18 protein-coding genes are annotated in these 18,763 nt (G+C 69.5%); 7 read left to right on the top strand and 11 right to left on the bottom strand.

Annotated features, from left to right (window positions below):
- Positions 1 to 7: 7 nt before the first annotated feature.
- Entirely contained in the window at positions 8 to 685 is a 678-nt protein-coding gene (locus RM1_RS07080; protein WP_072750635.1) for an AzlC family ABC transporter permease, read from the bottom strand.
- A gap of 66 nt (positions 686 to 751) precedes the next feature.
- Here RM1_RS07080 and RM1_RS07075 point away from each other — a divergent pair, with 66 nt between their 5' ends.
- From RM1_RS07075 to RM1_RS07065, 3 genes are all read left to right on the top strand, one after another.
- A complete protein-coding gene (locus RM1_RS07075; RefSeq protein WP_027503635.1) occupies positions 752 to 1,312 on the top strand; it encodes a helix-turn-helix domain-containing protein in 561 nt (186 codons plus the stop codon).
- Positions 1,313 to 1,395: 83 nt separating this feature from the next.
- A complete protein-coding gene (locus tag RM1_RS07070) occupies positions 1,396 to 1,800 on the top strand; it encodes a DUF2628 domain-containing protein (RefSeq protein ID WP_072750634.1) in 405 nt (134 codons plus the stop codon).
- A gap of 32 nt (positions 1,801 to 1,832) precedes the next feature.
- Positions 1,833 to 2,246 (top strand): DnaJ family domain-containing protein, encoded by a 414-nt coding sequence (locus RM1_RS07065; protein ID WP_072750633.1) that lies wholly within the window; start codon positions 1,833 to 1,835, stop codon positions 2,244 to 2,246.
- 29 nt (positions 2,247 to 2,275) lie between these two features.
- On the opposite strand, the gene RM1_RS07060 is transcribed toward RM1_RS07065, so the two are convergent.
- The 4 genes from RM1_RS07060 to RM1_RS07045 all read right to left on the bottom strand — a co-directional run bounded on the left by RM1_RS07060 (position 2,276) and on the right by RM1_RS07045 (position 6,948).
- Positions 2,276 to 3,157, bottom strand: coding sequence for an LLM class F420-dependent oxidoreductase (locus RM1_RS07060; protein WP_072750632.1), 882 nt, complete (start codon positions 3,155 to 3,157; stop codon positions 2,276 to 2,278).
- A 20-nt stretch (positions 3,158 to 3,177) separates the two neighbouring features.
- Complete coding sequence (locus RM1_RS07055) at positions 3,178 to 3,987, bottom strand: SDR family oxidoreductase (protein ID WP_245816112.1); 810 nt, start codon at positions 3,985 to 3,987, stop codon at positions 3,178 to 3,180.
- A gap of 19 nt (positions 3,988 to 4,006) precedes the next feature.
- Entirely contained in the window at positions 4,007 to 5,650 is a 1,644-nt protein-coding gene (gene casI / locus RM1_RS07050; protein ID WP_245816128.1) for a steroid-22-oyl-CoA synthetase, read from the bottom strand.
- Between the two features lie 77 nt (positions 5,651 to 5,727).
- Complete coding sequence (locus RM1_RS07045) at positions 5,728 to 6,948, bottom strand: NADH:flavin oxidoreductase (protein WP_072750629.1); 1,221 nt, start codon at positions 6,946 to 6,948, stop codon at positions 5,728 to 5,730.
- 148 nt (positions 6,949 to 7,096) lie between these two features.
- Between RM1_RS07045 and casG the strand changes: the two genes are divergently transcribed.
- Both casG and RM1_RS07035 read left to right on the top strand, forming a co-directional pair.
- Positions 7,097 to 8,752 carry a steroid-24-oyl-CoA synthetase gene (gene casG / locus RM1_RS07040; protein ID WP_072750628.1) on the top strand — a complete coding sequence of 552 codons (1,656 nt, stop codon included), beginning with the start codon at positions 7,097 to 7,099 and terminating at the stop codon, positions 8,750 to 8,752.
- 99 nt (positions 8,753 to 8,851) lie between these two features.
- Positions 8,852 to 9,304 (top strand): nuclear transport factor 2 family protein, encoded by a 453-nt coding sequence (locus tag RM1_RS07035; protein WP_083576592.1) that lies wholly within the window; start codon positions 8,852 to 8,854, stop codon positions 9,302 to 9,304.
- A 36-nt stretch (positions 9,305 to 9,340) separates the two neighbouring features.
- On the opposite strand, the gene RM1_RS07030 is transcribed toward RM1_RS07035, so the two are convergent.
- Together RM1_RS07030 and RM1_RS07025 are read right to left on the bottom strand one after the other, a co-directional pair.
- Positions 9,341 to 9,775, bottom strand: coding sequence for a hypothetical protein (locus RM1_RS07030; RefSeq protein WP_072750626.1), 435 nt, complete (start codon positions 9,773 to 9,775; stop codon positions 9,341 to 9,343).
- Positions 9,776 to 10,018: 243 nt separating this feature from the next.
- Positions 10,019 to 10,453, bottom strand: a complete 435-nt coding sequence (locus RM1_RS07025; protein WP_072750625.1) for a hypothetical protein — start codon at positions 10,451 to 10,453, stop codon at positions 10,019 to 10,021.
- Positions 10,454 to 10,681: 228 nt separating this feature from the next.
- Between RM1_RS07025 and RM1_RS07020 the strand changes: the two genes are divergently transcribed.
- Positions 10,682 to 13,516: an FAD-binding and (Fe-S)-binding domain-containing protein gene (locus RM1_RS07020; protein WP_072750742.1), complete on the top strand. Its 2,835-nt coding sequence runs from the start codon at positions 10,682 to 10,684 to the stop codon at positions 13,514 to 13,516.
- Between the two features lie 125 nt (positions 13,517 to 13,641).
- Positions 13,642 to 13,965 carry a hypothetical protein gene (locus tag RM1_RS07015; protein ID WP_143069471.1) on the top strand — a complete coding sequence of 108 codons (324 nt, stop codon included), beginning with the start codon at positions 13,642 to 13,644 and terminating at the stop codon, positions 13,963 to 13,965.
- A gap of 72 nt (positions 13,966 to 14,037) precedes the next feature.
- On the opposite strand, the gene RM1_RS07010 is transcribed toward RM1_RS07015, so the two are convergent.
- The 4 genes from RM1_RS07010 to RM1_RS06995 form a co-directional block, all read right to left on the bottom strand.
- The gene (locus tag RM1_RS07010; RefSeq protein ID WP_072750623.1) at positions 14,038 to 14,685 is read right to left on the bottom strand and encodes a PaaI family thioesterase; all 648 of its coding nucleotides are present in this window, start codon (positions 14,683 to 14,685) and stop codon (positions 14,038 to 14,040) included.
- Positions 14,685 to 15,554 (bottom strand): MaoC/PaaZ C-terminal domain-containing protein, encoded by an 870-nt coding sequence (locus RM1_RS07005; RefSeq protein ID WP_072750622.1) that lies wholly within the window; start codon positions 15,552 to 15,554, stop codon positions 14,685 to 14,687. Before RM1_RS07005 ends, RM1_RS07010 begins: the two co-directional genes overlap by 1 nt.
- A 5-nt stretch (positions 15,555 to 15,559) precedes the next feature.
- Positions 15,560 to 16,765: a lipid-transfer protein gene (locus tag RM1_RS07000; protein WP_072750621.1), complete on the bottom strand. Its 1,206-nt coding sequence runs from the start codon at positions 16,763 to 16,765 to the stop codon at positions 15,560 to 15,562.
- A gap of 8 nt (positions 16,766 to 16,773) precedes the next feature.
- Positions 16,774 to 18,763: acyl-CoA dehydrogenase family protein (locus RM1_RS06995; protein WP_072750620.1), on the bottom strand; the 1,990-nt coding region annotated here is incomplete at its 5' end.

The raw sequence follows: 18,763 nt of genomic DNA, 5'->3' as shown, positions 1-18,763 counted from the left end.
GACACGTTCACCCGACCGCCACCCTTCGCGCGCCGCCCGCGCATAGCCCCACGAGCGCCAGCAGCACCGGGATACCCGCGGGCAGGAACGGAGTCACGGCCAGCGCCACGCCCGCCCCGACCAGTGCGGCCCGGGCGGTGGCCAGATCGCGCAGAGCCGGAATCACCAGCGCCAGGAGCACGGTGGGGAACATGGCATCGAGCCCGAGGACGTCGGTGTCGCCGATGACGCTGCCCGCGGTCGCACCGATGAGCGCCCCGAGGGGCCAGCAGACCAGGATCCCGATGCCGCACAGCCAGTAGGCGGCGCGTCTGCGCGCCGCGTCGTCCTGACCGAGGGCGAAGACCGCGCTCTCGTCGTTGAGGATGTGGCTGCCCAGCAGCCGTCGCCAGCCCCCGCCGGTCACGCCGCCGACCGCCAGGCCGAACGGCAGGTGCCGCGCGTTGACGAGCAGGCCGGCGGCGAGCGCCGCGAGCGGGCTCCCGCCTGCCGCGACGATGCCGACGAACAGGAATTCCGAGGCGCCTGCGAGGACGAGCCCGGCCATCAGCACGGGTAGCCACGGCGCGAACCCGAGACCGACCGCGATGGCGCCGTAGGACACGCCGACGATCCCGTCGGCGAGACACACCAGGGCGATGTCCGCCCGGAGCCCGCGATCCAGTGTTCGCCATGTCGAACGCATGACTTTTATAATGAACACACACCAAGCGTTCGTCAAGTCGAACAATACGACCGATACAGTGAACGCATGGCACCGGAGGGGAAGGCACCGCTGGACGCGATCGCGTCCGCGCTGCGGCAGGAACGCGAGCGGGCCGGGCTCTCGCTCACCGAGGTGGCCCGGCGCGCCGGGGTGGCCAAGTCGACGCTGTCCCAGCTCGAGGCGGGCACGGGTAATCCCAGCGTGGAGACGCTGTGGGCACTGTGCACCGCGCTCGACATCCAGATCTCGCAACTGCTGGACCCGCCGCGACCGCGGGTCCAGGTGATCCGCGCCGACGAGGGCCCGGCGCTGCACTCGGATCGGGCCGACTACCAGGCCACTCTGGTCGCGTCCTGCCCGCCCAACGCGCGCCGCGACGTCTACCGGATCGCGGCCGAACCCGGTCCCGCGCGCGAATCGCAACCGCACCCGCCCGGCGTCATCGAGCACGTCGTGCTCAGCGCAGGCCGGGCCCTGGTCGGGGTGACCCAGGAACCCGTCGAACTGGGCCCCGGCGACTACATCGCGTATCCGGGCGATGTCGCCCACGTGTTCCAGGCGCTCGAGCCGGGCACCCGCGCGGTGATGATCTCCGAGCACTCCTGAATCCAGTCCCCACGTGTCGCCTCCAGCAGGCACGAGAAGGCGTCAACGGGAACCGGATCCCGTCGGCGTGCGTCCAACAGGACATGACGCAGACTCTGAACTCGACAGCCCACGATTCCGGAATCAGCGAGCGGTGGATGGTCCGGTTCGACTTCTTCGCCGAACACGGTCTTCCCGGGTTCTGGAAGAACAGCCCCGAGTGGGTCGCCGCATTCAAGGCACTGCCCTTCGGTCGACGAATGACCATCCAGTTCAACTGGCCGGCAGCGCTTTTCGGCGTCTTCTACCTGTTCGCCAAGGGGCTGTGGCGGAAGGCGGTGACATTCATCGCGCTCGGCGTGGCCTATGGCGTGGTCGCGGTGTTCGCGGACACGCCCGCATGGGTGGACCGGGGCGTGGCAATCGGCCTCACCGTCTTCTGTGCAACCCGGGCGAACGTGTACTTCTACGAGAAGAAGGTCCTCGGCAAGCACACCTGGTCGCTGTAGCAGGGCCGTCGGGGTCGGTGCATCCTGGAGACATGACCGAACGCAAGCCGTGGGACGTCCCGTTCGAGTCGTGGGTGGAGCGTCAGATCCGCGTCGCCCAGGAGCGCGGCGACTTCGACAACCTGCCCGGCGCAGGCAAGCCCATCCCGCACCTCGCCGACGACGACGAGCTGTGGTGGGTGAAGAACAAGCTGCGGGCGGAGGGCCTGTCCACCGAGGCCCTGCTGCCACCCGCGCTGCAGCTGCGCCGCGAGGTCGAGCGGCTGCCCGACACCGTCGCGGACCTGCCGACGGAGGCCGAGGTACGGGAGGCAGTCGCGGAACTCAACCGCCGCATCGCCGACTACCTGCGCGCGCCGAGCACGCCGCGGGTGCCGGTACACCGGGTGGACGCCGACGCGGCCGTGGCCGGCTGGCGGACCGGCCGCCGCCCCCGCACCGGGTGACCGCTGCCGTCACCCGATTCCGGCATCCCTCAGGCCAGGCCCAGCCGCTTCGAGCACTCGGCCATCTCGTCGAGCACCGCGTCGAACGTGGTGGCGTGTCGCGACGCGGAGAGCAGGATCCGATCCGACCCGAGCGAGAACGCCCAGTCGATCTTCGACCCGTCCACCCGCGTCAGCAGGTGGCCGAGCACCAGCGCGACCTCGGACGGGTCGCGCCCCGCCTCGACCGCGGACGAGCGCATCAGCGCCACCGCGGCGTCGAGGTCCGCACCGCCGAGACCGAGCGGCTGAAAACCGTTGCCCAACCGCCCCGCCCGCCGCGCGGCGGCCTTGCTGTGGCCGCCGATGTACAGCGGCACACCGGACTCGCGGACGGGCTTCGGGAACGAGTACGCCCGCTCGAACCGGTAGTGCTCGCCCTCGAAGTCGACGCCCTCGGACCCGCCGGCCCACAACGCGCGCATCACCGCGATGGCCTCGTCGGCGACCTTCCCGCGGCGGTCGAACCGGCCCCCGCAGGCCTCGATCTCCTCACGCATCCAGCCGACACCCAAGCAGATCCGCAGCCGACCACCCGATAACCGGTCGAGCGTCGCGAGCCGCTTGGCGAGCACAACGGGGTTGTGGTTGGGCAACACCAGGACCCCGGTCGCCAGACCGAGGGTGGTGGTGGCGCCTGCGACGAACGAGAGCAACTCGAGCGGATCGGGCAGCGGGCAGTCGTCCGGCAGGTGCGACTTGCCGGTCGGCGAATAGGGGTACTCGCTGTCGGTGTTGCCGATCACCACCGAATGCTCGACCGCGGAGATCTCGTCGAATCCGAGGGACTCTGCCGCCCTTGCGAACTCGAGCACCTTGTCCGGATCGCCTGCCATACCCAGTTCCACCGGGAAGACCACACCGAGCTTCACGTCACGCCCTTCCGTCGTTGTCAGACCGTGAGGGCGTCGACCAGTTTCGGCGCCCACACCACCTTGCCGATGAACCTGTCCGCTCCTGGATCGGTGGCCAGCCACACCGCGGCACGGGCGGGCACCGTTGCGGGGACGGCATCGAAGCCGCTGTCCACTATCGCATCGGTACCGCCCCGCGCCTGACCCGACTCGGTCACCACGAACCCGGGACTGAGGTTGAACGCGCGGATCCCGCTGCCGCGGTACTCCGCATTCACCGCGCCCGCGAGCCGGCCGAACGCGGCCTTCGACGCCGCGTACGACAATCCCCAGCCACCCTCGCCTGGCGCCGCGGGCGGGTCCATGCTTGCCGAGCCGGACACCAGATCGATCACCACTCCCGACCCACGCGCCACCATCTGCGGCAGCACCCGCTGGACGAGCGCGAGCTGGTGCAGGAAGTTTCCGCGCACCATCGTCTCGGCGTCGGACACGTCGATGTCGAGGATCCGGTCCATGTTGCCCGCGGTCTGCGCGTACGCGTTGTTGACCAGCACGTCCACCCCGCCCCACCCCTCCAGCACCCGATCGGCAGCGGCCGTCACCGAGCGCAGGTCGAGCAGGTCCATCGGCACCGGCATGGCCCGCACCCCGAGGGCCTCGATCTCGGCAGCGGTGGTCGCGAGGCTGCCGGGAACCGGGATCGGGTCACCGTGCGTGCGCGGAGCGACCCGACCATCACCCTCCCGCACGGTGCGTGCCGTGAAGGCCACGTCGAATCCCTCGCGGGCGAAGGCGAGGGCGATCTCGCGCCCGATCCCCCGGCTCGCGCCGGTCACGAAGGCCACGCGACGATTCGTCGTCGAATCAGACACCGAGGAACCGCTCCCGACCGGAGGCCTGGAACTCGGACTCCAGCCGTCGCTTGTCGTCGTCGGACATCGGCCGGTAGCTCGGACCGCCGCGTCCCTCCCACCGGAACACCGGCTCGTCGGTGCGCCAGAGCTCTGCCTGCAGCTCACGCTTGAGCACCTTGTTGGACCCGGTCACCGGCAGATTCGTCGAGACCCGGACGAATCGCGGCGCCGACTTGGTACCCAGGTCGTCCTGGGTGCCGAGGAACTCGGCGAACTCCGCCGGATCGAAGTCGGTGTGGTCGGCGACCTCGATCGCGGCCATCACCTGGTCGCCCGAGCGTGGATCCGGCACCGCGTACACACCGGTCGCGATGACCTTCGGGTGCCTGCGCAGGACCCGCTCGATCATCAGCGCGGAGGTGTTCTCCCCGTCGACCCGGATCCAGTCGCCCTTGCGGCCTGCGAAGTAGATGAACCCGGCCTCGTCGATGTAGCCGAGGTCGCCGGTCCAGTACCAACCGTGCTTGATCCGGTCGGCGATCGCCTGTTCGTTCTTGTAGTAACCCTCGAAGCGCTTGGCGCCGCCCTTGTCGATCATCTCGCCGATCGCCTCGTCCGGGTTGAGGACGCGACCGTGCTCGTCGAGCTTCGCCCGCGCGCACTCGATGCGGGTGTCCGGGTCGACGACGGCGATCTCGTCGTGCGCAGGCCTGCCGAGCGCGCCCTCGGGCGCCTCCGGGTCGAGCTTGACCGAGCCGGCACCCTCCGACGAGCCGTAGCCCTCGAACAGCTCGGCCCCGAAGCGGCGCACGAACTCCGACTTGTCCTCAGGAGAGGCCTCAGTGCCGAATCCGCGGACGAGGGCGTTGTCGATGTCGTCCGCCCGCTCGGGCGTGGCCATCAGGTAGGACAGCGCCTTGCCGACGTACGTGAAGAACGTTGCGCCGAAGAACTTCACGTCGGGCATGAACCCCGTCGCGGAGAACTTGCGCGCCCGCGGCAGGCACACGGTCGCGCCGTTGGCCAGCGCAGGCGCCCACAACGCCATCAGGGCGTTGCCGTGGAACAGCGGCATGCAGCAGTAGTCCACGTCCTCGCGGACGTGTCCGTACTTCACGGTATTCGCGTACGCCAGGCGCGCGAGCCTGCCCTGGCTGCATCGCACGGCCTTGGACATGCCGGTGGTACCGGAGGTGAACAACAGCAGGAACAGCGTCGACTCGGAGACCTCCGCGGCCGGCACGGGGTCCGCGACCCGATGCGCCGCAACGCGTTCCGCGTACGCCGGATCGTCGACGAGGAGGAACCGGTCCTCGGCCAGCCCGAGATCGAGCCCGCGAAGCTGTGCCATGCCCGCCGTGTCGGTGACGATGAGCTGGCAGTCGACGTAGCGGACCTCGGCCTCGAGCTCCGCGCCGCGCCTGGTCGGGTTGATGCCGACGATCGCGGCCCCGCTCATGGCGGCGCCGCCGAGCCAGAACAGGAACTCCGGGGTGTTCTCGAGCAGCACCCCGATGTGGAACGGGCCGTCGATGCGCAGTGCGGCGGCCATGGCGCCGCGGGCCGCGCTCTCACGAACGGTCTCGTCCCAGGTCCAGTCCCGCTCGTGGGTGCGCACGCCCAGGTGCGCGTCCCCGAGCCGGTCCATCAGCATCTCGGCGATCGTGGCGCGTTCCAACTCGACTCCTGTACTCGGTACCTCGGTACTCACAGCATCGGTTGCCACCCTCGTCACGCGGGCACCGGGGGGTTCGCGGGCTTCGGGTTCAGCACGCAGTGGGTGCCACCGTAGATGGCGCACATGCATTTGTTGCAGTGATTGCACAGCGACTTGGTGTTCTCGTCCTCGCGGATCCTGTTCACCATCTCCGGGTCGCGCAGCAGCGCGCGGCCGACGGCGACGAACTGGAATCCCTCGGCCATCGCCTCGTCCATCACGGCCTTGTTGGTCACGCCGCCGAGCAGCACCAGCGGCATCGTCAGCTGCGAACGGAACTGCTTGGCGTCCTCGAGCAGGTAGCCGTCCGTGTACGGGTACTCCTTGAGGAAGTGCTTGCCGACCAGCTGGATGCCGAGCTTGGTCGGCTGCGGCATGACGGCGGCGAACTCGCGCAGCGGCGCGTCGCCCTTGAACAGGTACATCGGGTTCAGCAGCGAACTGCCCGCGGTCAGCTCGAGGGCGTCGAGGGAGCCGTCCGCCTCCAGCCACTTCGCCACCCGGATCGACTCGTCCAGCCAGAAGCCGCCGGGCGCACCGTCGTCCATGTTGAGCTTCGCGAGGATGGCGATCTTGTCGCCGACGGCGTCGCGGACCGCGCGGGCCGTCTCCAGCGCGAACCGGGCCCGGTTTTTCAGCGACCCGCCGTACTCGTCCTTGCGCTTGTTGACCTTCGGGCTGAGGAAGGAACTGATCAGGTAGTTGTGGCCGAAGTGGATCTCGACGGCGTCGAACCCGGCCTCCACCGCGCGGCGGGCCGCGTTGGCGTGTCCCTCGGTGATCCGGGCGATGTCCGCCTTGGACGCCGGCTTGGAGAAGTTCTGGGTGGTCATCCGGAACTGACGCGAGGGCCCGAGCGCGGGGTGGCCGATGTACTTCGAGGCCGCGACAGGTCCGGCGTGGCCGATCTGCGCGGACACCGCCGCCCCCTCGGCGTGCACGGCGTCGGTGAGCCTGCGCAGGCCAGGCATCGTCTCGTCGGTCCACTGGATCTGGCCGGGTGAGGTGCGTCCGTCCGGGGCGACCGCGCAGTACGCGACCGTCGTCATCCCGACGCCGCCCGCGGCCGGGCGACGGTGGAAGTCGATCAGCTGGTCGGTGACCAAGCCCTTGGGGGTGAGGCCCTCGAAGGTCGCGGCCTTGATGACGCGGTTGCGCAGCGTCAGCGGGCCCAGCTTGGCGGGCGCGAGCGGATCCGGGGCGGAAATCTTGGGCGAACCGAGATCGGTGGTCATGACACTCCTCGTGCAGCGATGTCCCCCGACGCTATCCAGGCCGTTCCCGGTCGACGGCCGAAGTCCCGGTCAGTGGAAATGCGCTCCGGACCCACCCCTTCCCGTGAGATGTTCCGTGCAGTTCAATAGCTGCAGAAAGGCACCTTCGATGACCACTGCCACGGATCCCCAGGAATTTCTCGCCGCCGTCATGGCCCGGCTGACGGGCCCCGGCGGACCGTTCGAGATCGCGGAGGAAGAGGTGCTCGGCACGCGGATGCCGGTGATGGTCAATCGGGGCAGGGCCGTGGGCGAGCTGGTGTCCGCGTCGGCCGCCTACGGCGACCGCGACTACCTGGTCACCGAGGACCGCCGGATGTCGTTCGCCGAGCACGCCGCCGCGGTCGCGTCGCTGGCCGTGGCCCTGCGCGACGAGTACGGAATCGGCAGGGGCGACCGGGTCGCGATTCTCGCCGCCAACACCATCGAGTGGGTGGTCGCCTTCTGGGCCACGCAGACCCTCGGCGCCATCACCGTCGGGCTCAACGCGTGGTGGGTGCCAAGGGAGATCGAGTACGGGCTGCGGCTCTCCACCCCCAAGGCACTGATCGTGGACGCGAAGCGGGCCGCGTTGATGACCGAGGTCGACACCGACATCCCGGTGATCACCATGGAGACGGACCTGCCCCGGCTGATCGCCGCGCACCCCGACGCGGAACTGCCAAGGACCGGCGTCACCGAGGACGACCCGGCGGCGCTCCTGTACACCAGCGGAACCAGCGGAAAACCGAAGGGTGCCTTGCATTCCCAGCGAAACCTGCTGGCGGTTGCCGACTATCACCGGTTCGGCGACGCGCTGGCAGCGGCCTTCGCCGGCAAGGAGTACCGGGAGCCGAGCGACCTCCGCTACCTGTTGACGTCACCGCTGTTCCACATCGCCAGCCTGCACAACCTGGCGGTCCCTCGACTCGCCACCGGCAGCGCCGTGATCATGTACCAGGGATCGTTCGATGCCGACCGGGTGCTTGGCATGATCGAGCGCGAGAAGGTCACCAACTGGGGAGCCGTGCCCACCATGGCATCTCGGCTCATCGAACACGGCAACGTGCGCAAGTACGACACCTCGTCCATGACCTCGTTCTCGCTGGCGTCAGCGCCGTCGTCGGTGGCGTTCAAGGAGCGGCTGAGCCGCGAGGTTCCGTTCGCCCGCGACGCCCTGGTGGACAGCTACGGCCTCACCGAGTGCAGCACGGCCATCGCCGTCGCCACCCCGATGGACATCGAACAGTTCCCCGGCACCCTTGGCCGCCCCATCATCACGGTCGCACTGGAGATCCGGGATCCGCTCGGGACGCGCCTGCCCGACGGCGAGGAGGGCGAGGTCTGCGTGCGCAGCCCCTTCGTGATGCTCGGCTACTGGGAGAACCCCGAAGCCACCGCCGCCGCGATCACCGACGACCGTTGGCTGCGCACAGGCGATTTCGGCAGGATCGAGGACGGCCGGCTGCGGCTGACCGGACGGCGCTCCGACCTGATCCTGCGCGGTGGCGAGAACATCTACCCCACCGAGATCGAGCAGACCCTCGACGAGCACCCCGATGTCGTCGAGTGCGCGGTCCTGGGGGCCTCGCACCCCGATCTCGGGCAGGAGGTCGCCGCGGTGGTGGTCCTCGCTGATGGCGCCACCGCCGACGAGGACGAGCTACGCCGTTTCGCCGCCGAGCGGCTGTCCTACTTCAAGGTACCGACGCGATGGCGGCTGACAACGGACCCGTTGCCGCGCAACGCGACCGGCAAGATGGCCCGCGGCAAGATCGAACCATAGGGAGATGGCGTGACAGGCACGGACGGATCCGTACCCACCCGGTCGGGGTCATCGGCACTCGATGACCTTCTCGACAAGCAGGCCATCTACGAGGTGGTGATGCGCTATTGCCGCGGTATCGACCGGCTCGACTTCGACCTGGTGCGCGGCGCCTACCACCCGGACGGCGTCGACCACCACACCGGTTTCGACGGCGGGGTCGAGGAGTTCATCGCCTGGGTGCGCCCGAAGCTCGCGCTGTTCGGTGGCACGATGCACACCATCGGCAACCATCTCGTCGAGTTGCACGGCAACCGCGCGATCAGCGAGTCCTACTTTGCGGCGACCCATTGGGGCCATCCCGAGTTCGGAGACTTCACCAGCGGGTCACGCTATGTCGACTTGATGGAGCGGCGCGAGGGTCGATGGGCAATCGTGGAGCGCTGGGCCGTGCGCGAGTGGACCCGTTCGGACGAGGGCCGCATGATCACGCCGGAGGCCGCCGGCCCACGCGGCCGCCGCGACGGCACCGACCCGCTGGTCGAACTGCAGTCGCGGCTGGCCGCGCGGTAGCGGGACCCGGGACCATGCGGCGGGCTCGGCGGGCGATCAGCTACCGAACAGGGATCCGACGGACTCCAGATACATGCCGGCCGAATCAGCAGAACCCCTCTGAGGGGTGTCCGGGCTGGCGGCGAGTTCCGTCGCACCGTCCGCATCGACGCAGGTCGCGGTGACGTTGTACTTCCAGTCCCAGTTGAGCACCGGCGAGGTGTACGTGCCGACGCCCGGGCTTCCGGTCACCACCACCTCGCCACGGGTCGAGTACCTACCGAAGAACTCGGTCACGTCGACATGGCATCCGACCAGCGTCGGAGAACTGACTTCGGTGAGCTCCACCTTGATGGTGCCGTTCGGCATCGTCCATGCGTGCAGGTAACCGGCCACCGTTGCGGAACCGAGCGCGGGATTGACGGACAGGGCCAGAGCGGCGAATCCGACGACGGCGCCGACGCGGGCAATGCTCTTGCGGGAAGTCTTCACAGTGTGTCCATTTCTTGACGAGGGGTCTGTTCCGATGGAGCACGCGCAGGCATGACAGCTGACATCATGCACCGCACCTCGCGATCCGAACCTCGTTCTCGAACGATTGGGCAAATTCGTCCACTTCGTCCAGTTGTACTGTTTAACAACAGATTTCACGGAACCACACTGTTTCCTCACGGACCCCGGAGCGCGCATGTGCTCGCTCCGGCGTCCGATGGAGGCCTGAAACCGCCGCGTCGATCAGCTGCCGGTGGTGAACTGGACGCTGCCCAGGTTGATGCCGCTGCTACCCGTGCCGTCACCGACGGTGACCTCCTCGCCGCCCGCGGGCGTCAGGTAGCTGAAGCCCTCGGCGTCGAAGCAAATACCCTCGACGCGGTAGGTCCCGTCCTTGAGCGCGGGCGACGTGTAGGTCCCCGAGGCCGGGTTGCCCGACAGCCAGGCCGAGTTGCCGGCCACCCACTCACCGGCAAGATCCTTCACCTGACCGGAGCATGCGAGCAGGGTCGGTGAGCTGACGCCGGTGAACTCCACGACCACGCTCTTGCCCTCGACGTGCACGGCGGCAGAACCGGCGACCGCGGCGGAGCCGAGGGCGGGGTTGGCGAGCAGGGCGACGGCGGCGAACCCGATGGCGGCGCCGGCACGAGCGATGCTCTTGCGGGATGTCCTCACTACATGACCTTTCATGTCGGTTTCTCCAGGTCGTCGGACCTGGGCAAAGGGAAGAAGTCGAACTGCGGCTGCCATCATGCACGGCCGTCGGGGCCGCAGCCGGACTTCCCGCATTTTCACCGCCTGCGACTACCCGTCGAATTAATGTGCCTGCCTCGATCATTCGATCGAGGTGCCCGATGCTGGTAGCAGCCGACGCGGGGGCCGTAGTATCGGCACGTGTCGCAGATCAGCGGTACCGACGATCTGGCCTCGGCGCTCGCCGCGCTGCGGGCCCGGGTCGCGGGCGAGGTGGACGCGAGCACCCGGCGCCGGGCCGAATACAGCACCGATGCCTCCAACTACCGGGTCGTACCCGATGTGGTGGTTTTTCCCCGTTCCGAGGACGACGTGGCGGCGGTCCTGGACGTCGGCCGCACCCACGGCCTTCCGGTGACGGCCCGGGGGGCCGGAACCTCGGTGGCGGGCAACGCGATCGGATCCGGGCTGATCCTCGACTTCAGTAGACACCTCGACCGCATCGTGGCGCTCGATCCCGACCGGCGGACCGCGGTGGTTCAGCCAGGGGTGGTGCTGAGCACGCTCCAGCGGGCGGCCGCGGCCCACGGATTGCGGTTCGGCCCCGACCCGTCCACACAGGACCGCTGCACCCTCGGCGGGATGATCGGGAACAACGCCTGCGGACCTCGGGCCGTCGCCTGGGGCCGCACCGCCGACAACGTCCATGCCCTCCGGATCCTCGACGGCACCGGGGCGGAGCGGCGCCTGGCCGATGACCTCACGGCCGCGCCGGGGCTCGACCGTCTGGTTGCCGACAACCTCGCGGTGATCCGCACCGAACTGGGCCGCTTCGAGCGGCAGGGGTCGGGGTACGGACTCGAGCACCTGCTCCCCGAGCGCGGGCACCACGCGGCCCGTGCCGTCGTCGGCTCCGAGGGCACCTGTGGCCTCATCCTCGACGCGACGGTCGGGCTCGTGCCGGTCCCGGCCGCCACCGCGCTCGCGGTCCTCGGCTACCCCGACATGCCTGCCGCCGCGGACGGTGCCGCCGTGGTGCTGACCGGCCGTCCGCTGGCGATCGAGGGTATCGACGCGCGACTGGTCGAGGTGGTCCGCAGGCACAAGGGCGCAGGCGCGGTTCCTGACCTGCCCCGCGGCGCCGGCTGGCTGTTCGTCGAGGTCGACGGCTCGACACCGGCAGAGGCACTGGCCAGGGCGGCCGAGATCAGCCGCGGGGCGGGCGCCCTGGACAGCCGCATCGTGGCGACCGGCCCGGAGTCGGCCGCGCTGTGGCGAATCCGCGCGGACGGTGTGGGGCTGGCCGGACGCACCGTCGACGGCCAACCCGCCTGGCCCGGCTGGGAGGACGCCGCGGTCCCCAGGGAGCGCCTCGGCGCCTACCTGCGCGACTTCGCGGAGCTGACCGGCAGGCACGGGGTCGATGGACTGCTGTACGGGCACTTCGGTGACGGCTGCGTACACGTCCGACTGGACCTGCCCATCGCCGATGCCCCGCAACGCTTCCGGGCCTTCCTCGTCGACGCTGCCGCTCTTGTCGCGGGTCACGGCGGCTCGCTGTCCGGCGAGCACGGCGACGGTCGCGCCCGCTCCGAACTGCTTCCGCTGATGTACTCGGAATCGGCGCTGGCCGCGTTCGCCGGCTTCAAGGCGGTCTTCGATCCCGGCAACGTCCTGAACCCGGGCGTGCTGGTGGACCCGGCGCCCGTGGACACCGCGCTGCGAGTGGCGCAGGCGCCGCCGGTCCCCTTCGCAGGCGGCCTGGCGCTGGCCGCGGATCGCGGTGACCTGAGCATGGCGGCCCATCGCTGCGTCGGCATCGGCAAGTGCCGCGCGGACACCTCGGGCTCGGGTGGTTTCATGTGCCCGTCGTACCTCGCGACCGGCGACGAGAAGGACAGCACCCGCGGCCGGGCGCGGGTGCTCCAGGAGACGATCAACGGGTCGCTGGTGACGGGCGGCTTCGGATCGCGGGAACTGGAGGAGTCCCTCGACCTGTGCCTGTCCTGCAAGGCCTGCGGCTCGGACTGCCCGGCCGGGGTGGACATGGCCGCGTACAAGTCGGAGGTGCTGTATCGGCGATATCGGCGCCGGCCGCGCCCCCGCACCCACTACGTGCTCGGGATGCTGCCGCGGTGGTCGCGGATCGGCCGCCGGCTGCCGTCGATCGTCAACGCGGCGAGCGCAATCGGTCCGCTGCGCCGGACCGGTCTGCGGATGGCCGGCCTCGACCCGCGGCGTGAGGTCCCCCGGTTCGCCGACCAGAGCTTCCGGCGCTGGTGGCAGCGACGGCCCGCCCCCACGGGATCCGGCCGCGAGGTACTGCTGTGGATCGACACCTTCACCGAGGCCTTCTCCCCCGAGGTGGGTCAGGCGGCGGTCGCCCTGCTCGAGGACGCCGGCTATCGGGCACTGATCACCCGACGGTCGGCCTGCTGCGGGCTCACGTGGATCAGCACCGGCCAATTAGACGGCGCCCGAGGACAATTGCTCGGCACCCTGGACCAGTTACAGCCCCACCTCGAAGCGGGTCGCCCCATCATCGGCCTCGAGCCGTCGTGCACCGCGGTGCTGCGGTCGGACCTGCTCCAACTGCTCCCGGACGATCCCCGATCGACACTCGTCGCCGCGTCCACGCACACCCTGGCCGAATTCCTCACCACCGCAACCGATACCGAAGGAAAACCGTGGTCGCCACCCCGTCTCGACGGGGTCCGGATCGTCGCGCAACCGCACTGCCACCAGCACGCGGTGATGGGCTTCGCGGCCGATCGAGCACTGCTGGCGCGGGCGGGTGCCGAGGTGCTGGAGGTCGCCGGGTGCTGCGGCCTGGCCGGGAACTTCGGGATGGAACGCGGCCACTACGACGTCTCGGCCGCGGTGGCCGAGAACGGGCTCCTGCCCGCGCTCCGGGAGGCCGGGCCCGATGCGGTGCTGCTGGCGGACGGCTTCTCCTGCCGCACCCAGGCGGACCAGCTGGCCGGCCGCGACGGCGTCCACCTTGCGCAACTGCTGGCCGGCACGCTCGAACCCGGCATCGACTGATTCCCGCGTCGAATCCGCAAAGTCCTGGAGATTTCAGTGACAGGATCAGTCCGCGTCGCTAGCCTCACCCGCGTTGTGCGTGACTCGGGTTGATCGAGCGGTTCCGCTCGGAAGGGATGGGGCAGATGGGCAACGAAGCGAAGACGAGATCACGGGGCCGCCGAATGCGGATGCTGGCCGGGGCGGTGGCCACCGCGACCGTGGCGGTGACCATGCTGGCGATGCCGGCGACGGCCTCCGCCGCTCCCACCGTGCAGAAGCCGACGATGACCACCACCCTCGACGGCAGCAACCTCACGATCAGTCTGGGCAAACCGGCCTTTGACTACAAGCCCGTCCTCGGCACCCCGGGCGCGCCGAACGCGGTCATGACCCTGCTCGGCCTCGATGCCGGTAGCCTCGCCGGCATCGTCTGCGCCCTCAACGACTGCGAGAACGGCGGCAGCTGATCGCGCCTTCGGCGCCCGTGAGTCCTTCCGGTCCGCCACGGGGCCAAAAGGACTCACGGGCGGCGCCGACGACTACCGCGGTCGCGGCACCTTCTTGTCGATGAACAGGCCCTCGACGGACACGCACACCTCGCCGTCGGCGGTGATGCTCCCGATGGTGTGGATCTTGCGGCCGTCGACCGATTCCTGGCGCCCCTGCACCGTCAGCGGCCGGAACAGCGGGGTGGGACGGTGATAGCGCACGTTCAGCTGCGCGGTCATGCCGTCCTTGCCCGCCCAGGCGTTGGCGACGCCGAGCGTGTGGTCGAGCAGCAGTGCGGACACTCCACCGTGCACGCAGCCGGGTGGGCCCTGGTACGGGATCGTCAGCGTCACCTCGCCCCGCACCGAGCCGTCGGCCATGCCGGCGAGCACCAGCGGCGGGGCGATCGCGTTCTCCGGCCCGGTCACCGGGTCGTGCCGGGTCACGCCCTCTCCGCTCCACATGTCCACCATTCGCTCCCTGACCTCGGGCGCGTGCTGCTCGAGGTGCTCGGCGATGCCGTTGAGCTCCTCGGCCACCCGCTCGAGGTTGGCGTTGGCCCGATCGGTCAGCAGCAGGGCCTCCAGCACCCGCCGGGCCGCAGCAGTGGCCCGGTCCACCGGCGTGTCCTGCGGCGCGGACGTCAAGACCGTACCGTCGGAATGACTTTCGACGGTGGGGTGATTACCGAGGTCCATCAGTTGATCTCCATCGTCGCGTGGGTGAGGACCGGCCCTCCGTCGCGTTCGGGGCAGGTCGCGAGCAGCGTCAACCGGTCTCCGTCCTGCCAGACGGAGGTCTCGATCGTCTCACCCGGGTAGATCGAGCCGGCAAACCGGACCGAGTAGCTCCGCACCCGGGCGGGATCGGCGCCGAGAACACCGTCGACGACCGCCTTGCAGACCATGCCGTACGAAGCGAGCCCGTGCAGGATCGGCCGGTCGAAGCCGGCCATCTGCGCGAACGCCGGGTCGGCGTGCAGCGGGTTCATGTCCGCACTGAGGCGGTACACGAGGGCCTGCTGCGTGCTGGTCGGCGAGACCAGCACCCGGTCGGCCGCGCGCTCGGGTACCGCGGTGGTCACCTCAGGTCCGGCGTCGCCGCCGAATCCGCCCTCACCGCGAGCCCAGATCTGCATTCTCGTGGTCCACAACGGGTTTCCATCCCGATCGGTGGCGGACTGTTCGAGCACGATGACCGCGGCCTTGCCCTTGTCCCACACGTCGGCGACACGCGAGGAGACGCGCGCCGAACCCGACATCGGGATGGGAGCGTGCAGCGTCAGCGCCTGCCCTCCGTGCAGGATCTTCCGCAGGTCGATGTCGATGCCCGGCATGTTCATCCCGGCAGGCCTCAGGTTGCCTGCCGAGATGCCCTGGCCCGCGACCATCGCGAACGTCGGCAGGACCCGCAGGCCCTTCTCGTAGACCCAGCCGAGCTCGGCCGGATCCAGCGAGTTCACACCGGCACCAAGGCCCAGGTGGTAGAGCAACACGTCACGCTCGGTCCAGTTGGCCTCGCGAACGGTGGGTTCGGCGGCCAGCGCGGCCGCCACATCGATCGGCATGCTGGCTAGGACTCCTTCGAGATGGTCCCGGCCTGGTACAGCGTGACCACGCACGCGCCACCGAGACCGAGGTTGTGCTGCAGGCCCACCCGGGCGCCGTCGACCTGGCGGGCATCCGCCTTGCCGCGCAGCTGCCAGGTCAGCTCGGCGCACTGCGCCAGGCCGGTGGCGCCAAGCGGATGACCCTTCGAGATCAGGCCGCCGGACGGGTTGACCACCCACTGGCCGCCGTACGTGGTGGCGCCGGACTCGACGAGCTTGCCGCCCTCGCCCGCACCACACAGGCCGAGGCCCTCGTACGTGATGATCTCGTTGATCGCGAAGCAGTCGTGGAGCTCGATGACGTCGACGTCCTCGATGGTGAGACCGGACTCGGCAAACACCCGCTCGGCCGCGGCCCGCGTCATCGGGGCGCCGACCACGTCGATCATCGACCTGTCGGCGAACGCCTCCGCGGTGTCCGTGGTGAGCGCCTGCGCCACGATCTCGATCGCCTGGTCCTCGAGGCCGTGCTCGCGCACGAAGCGCTCGCTGACGACGATCGCGGCGCCCGCACCGTCCGAGGTGGGCGAGCACTGCGAGCGGGTGAGCGGCGCATGGATCATCTTGTCGTCCAGCACCTGCTGGAGCGTGTACTCGTCGCGGAACTGCGCGTACGGGTTGTTCACGGAGTGCTTGTGGTTCTTCACCGCCACGGACGCGATCTGCTCGACGGTGGTGCCGTAGCGCTCCATGTGCTCGAGCGCGGCGTTGCCGAACAGCTGCGCCGTCATGGGACCGCGGCCCCATTCGTGCTTGGCCGTCATGATCTTCAGGTGATCGTCGAGCGTGGAGACCTTCGGCACGGTGCCGTCGCCGACGAGCGACTTCTTGGTCATCTTCTCGAAACCGACTGCGAGAGCGACGTCGACGATGCCGCCCTGCACCCACTCGCGCGCCATCATGAGCGCATTCGAGCCGGTGGCGCAGTTGTTGTGGACGTTGACGATCGGGATGCCGGTCAGCCCCGTCTCGTACAGCGCCCGCTGGCCGGCGCACGACGGCTGGAAGACGTAACCGACCGCGGCGCGCTGCACCTGGTCGTACGAGACGCCCGCGTCCGCGAGTGCGGCGCCGACGGCTTCGGACACCATGTCCGGGTACTCCCAGTCGCGGCTCTCGATCTTCTCGAACTTGGTCATGCCGACGCCGACAACGAAGGTGCGATTCATAACTGTTGCTACTTTCCGGGCTCGGGGTCTCGGGGGAGACCCAGGATTCGCTCGCCGATGATGTTCAGCTGCACATTGGTGGTACCACCCGCAATGGACATGCACTGCGAGTTCAGGAACATCTGTGTGCTCGACATCCGGTCCTGCTCGCCGAGCAGGGCGCGTGGGCCTGCCCAGTCCATCGCGACCTCCCACACCTGCTGGATGTGCTCGACACCGAGGAGCTTGGCGATCGACGATTCGGCGCCGGGCTGGGCTCCGGTGAGCGAGCGCAGGGTCGTGCGCAGGCCCATCAGGCCACCGGACTGCGCGTCGCACAGCACCTTGCCGAGAACGGTCATCTGTTCGGCATCGAGGCCACCCGGGATCTCGGCGGCCATGTCGAGCAGCGCCTCGCCACCCGAGCCGAGGGAGGAGTCGTTCGACAGCGAGACCCGCTCGTTCGCGAGGGTGGTGCGGGCCAGCTTCCAGCCGTCGCCGGGCTCGCCGACCAGGCACTCGTCCGGGACGAAGACGTCGTCGAAGAACACCTCGTTGAACAGCGCCTCGCCGGTGATCTCGCGCAGCGGTCGGATGTCGAGGCCGCTGCCCGGGATGTCGATGAGGAAGTAGGACAGGCCCTTGTGCTTGGGGACGTCGGCGTCGGTGCGGGCCAGGCAGATGCCCCAATCCGCGGTGCGGGCCATCGACGTCCATACCTTCTGGCCGTTGAGCTTCCAGCCGCCCTCGACCTTGGTGGCCTTGGTGGACAGGCCCGCCAGGTCCGAGCCGGCGCCGGGTTCGGAGAACAACTGGCACCACACGATGTCGCCGCGCAGCGAGGGCGGGACCAGCCGCTCGATCTGCTCGGCGTTGCCGTGCGCGATCAGCGTCGGGACTACCCAGTTGCCGATGATCATGTCGTGCGGCACGAGGTCGGCGCCGCGGAGCTCCTCGGCGATCACGAGCTGGGTGACCGCATCGGCGCTCTTGCCCCACGGGACGGGCAGATGCGGTGAGGTGTAACCCTTCTCGGCGAGGTACGCCTTGCGCTCGGCACCCTCGAGAGTGGTGGCCGGGGCGAGCTCGGCGCGAACGTCGGCGCGGATCTGCTCCGCCTCCGGCGGCAGCTCGACGCTCAGGACACGGCGGGCACCCTCGACCGTCAACTGTGCGACCCGACGCTTCCACGCAGCCGTCGACCCCAGCAGGATCCGCAGCGACTGTGCGCGGCGCAGGTACAGGTGCGCGTCGTGTTCCCAGGTGTAGCCGATGCCGCCGAGGACCTGGATGCAGTCCTTGGTGACCTGGAACGCCGCCTCCGGTGCGACCGCGCCTGCGACCGCCGCCGCCAGCGAGGCCTCGGAGACGTCGACGTCCTCGCCCAGTGCACGGGCCGCGTCCCACGCGGTGACGCGAGCCTGCTCGGCCTGGGCGAGCATGCGGGCGGCCTTGTGCTTGACGCCCTGGAACTGGCCGATCACCCGACCGAACTGCTGACGCACCCGCGCGTAGTCGGCGGCAGTCGTGGTGGCCCAGTCCGCGAGACCGGCGGCCTCCGCCGCGAACAGCGTCGCGGCGATATCGCGGACGCGCCGCGAATCCAGCTCCAGCACATCGCCGTCGGCCAGTTCGAGGCCGTCGACGGTCACCTCGGCGTTGCGGCGCACCACATCGTGGCTGGGCAGTTCGGTGACGTCCAGTCGATCGCGCGGGGCCACGACGAACGCGAGTTCACCCGCGTCGTCCACGGCGAGCAGGAACACGTCGCCCACCTGGCCGCCGAGGATGTGGCTCGACGTGCCCGACAACGTGACCGAGCCACCGTCCCGCACCAGCCTCAACCCGCCCGGCTGTAACGCCACCGCACCGAACAGGCTGCCGTCGGCCAGACCCTCGAGCTCGGACGCTCGACCCGCCTCGTTCAATACCGCCGAGACGATCACGGTCGGCAGGAACGGGCCGGGCACCATCGCGCGGCCGAGTTCCTCTGCGACGATGGCGGTTTCGAGCAGCCCG

Origin of the sequence: Rhodococcus maanshanensis NBRC 100610, from assembly GCF_001894865.1 — a bacterium.
Lineage (GTDB): Bacteria > Actinomycetota > Actinomycetes > Mycobacteriales > Mycobacteriaceae > Rhodococcus_G > Rhodococcus_G maanshanensis.
This window is presented reverse-complemented; position numbering and strand designations above follow the sequence as displayed.

Bases quoted from the DNA above. Each gene is read 5' to 3' on its own strand.
- RM1_RS07065 (WP_072750633.1), top strand. From the start codon at position 1,833: ATGACCGAACGCAAGCCGTGGGACGTCCCGTTCGAGTCGTGGGTGGAG.
- RM1_RS07035 (WP_083576592.1), top strand. From the start codon at position 8,852: ATGCGCTATTGCCGCGGTATCGACCGGCTCGACTTCGACCTGGTGCGC.
- RM1_RS07015 (WP_143069471.1), top strand. From the start codon at position 13,642: ATGGGCAACGAAGCGAAGACGAGATCACGGGGCCGCCGAATGCGGATG.
- RM1_RS07010 (WP_072750623.1), bottom strand. From the start codon at position 14,685: ATGGACCTCGGTAATCACCCCACCGTCGAAAGTCATTCCGACGGTACG.
- RM1_RS07075 (WP_027503635.1), top strand. From the start codon at position 752: ATGGCACCGGAGGGGAAGGCACCGCTGGACGCGATCGCGTCCGCGCTG.
- RM1_RS07045 (WP_072750629.1), bottom strand. From the start codon at position 6,948: ATGACCACCGATCTCGGTTCGCCCAAGATTTCCGCCCCGGATCCGCTC.
- RM1_RS07080 (WP_072750635.1), bottom strand. From the start codon at position 685: ATGCGTTCGACATGGCGAACACTGGATCGCGGGCTCCGGGCGGACATC.
- casG (WP_072750628.1), top strand. From the start codon at position 7,097: ATGACCACTGCCACGGATCCCCAGGAATTTCTCGCCGCCGTCATGGCC.
- RM1_RS07000 (WP_072750621.1), bottom strand. From the start codon at position 16,765: ATGAATCGCACCTTCGTTGTCGGCGTCGGCATGACCAAGTTCGAGAAG.
- casI (WP_245816128.1), bottom strand. From the start codon at position 5,650: ATGCTGATGGACCGGCTCGGGGACGCGCACCTGGGCGTGCGCACCCAC.
- RM1_RS07005 (WP_072750622.1), bottom strand. From the start codon at position 15,554: ATGCCGATCGATGTGGCGGCCGCGCTGGCCGCCGAACCCACCGTTCGC.
- RM1_RS07070 (WP_072750634.1), top strand. From the start codon at position 1,396: ATGACGCAGACTCTGAACTCGACAGCCCACGATTCCGGAATCAGCGAG.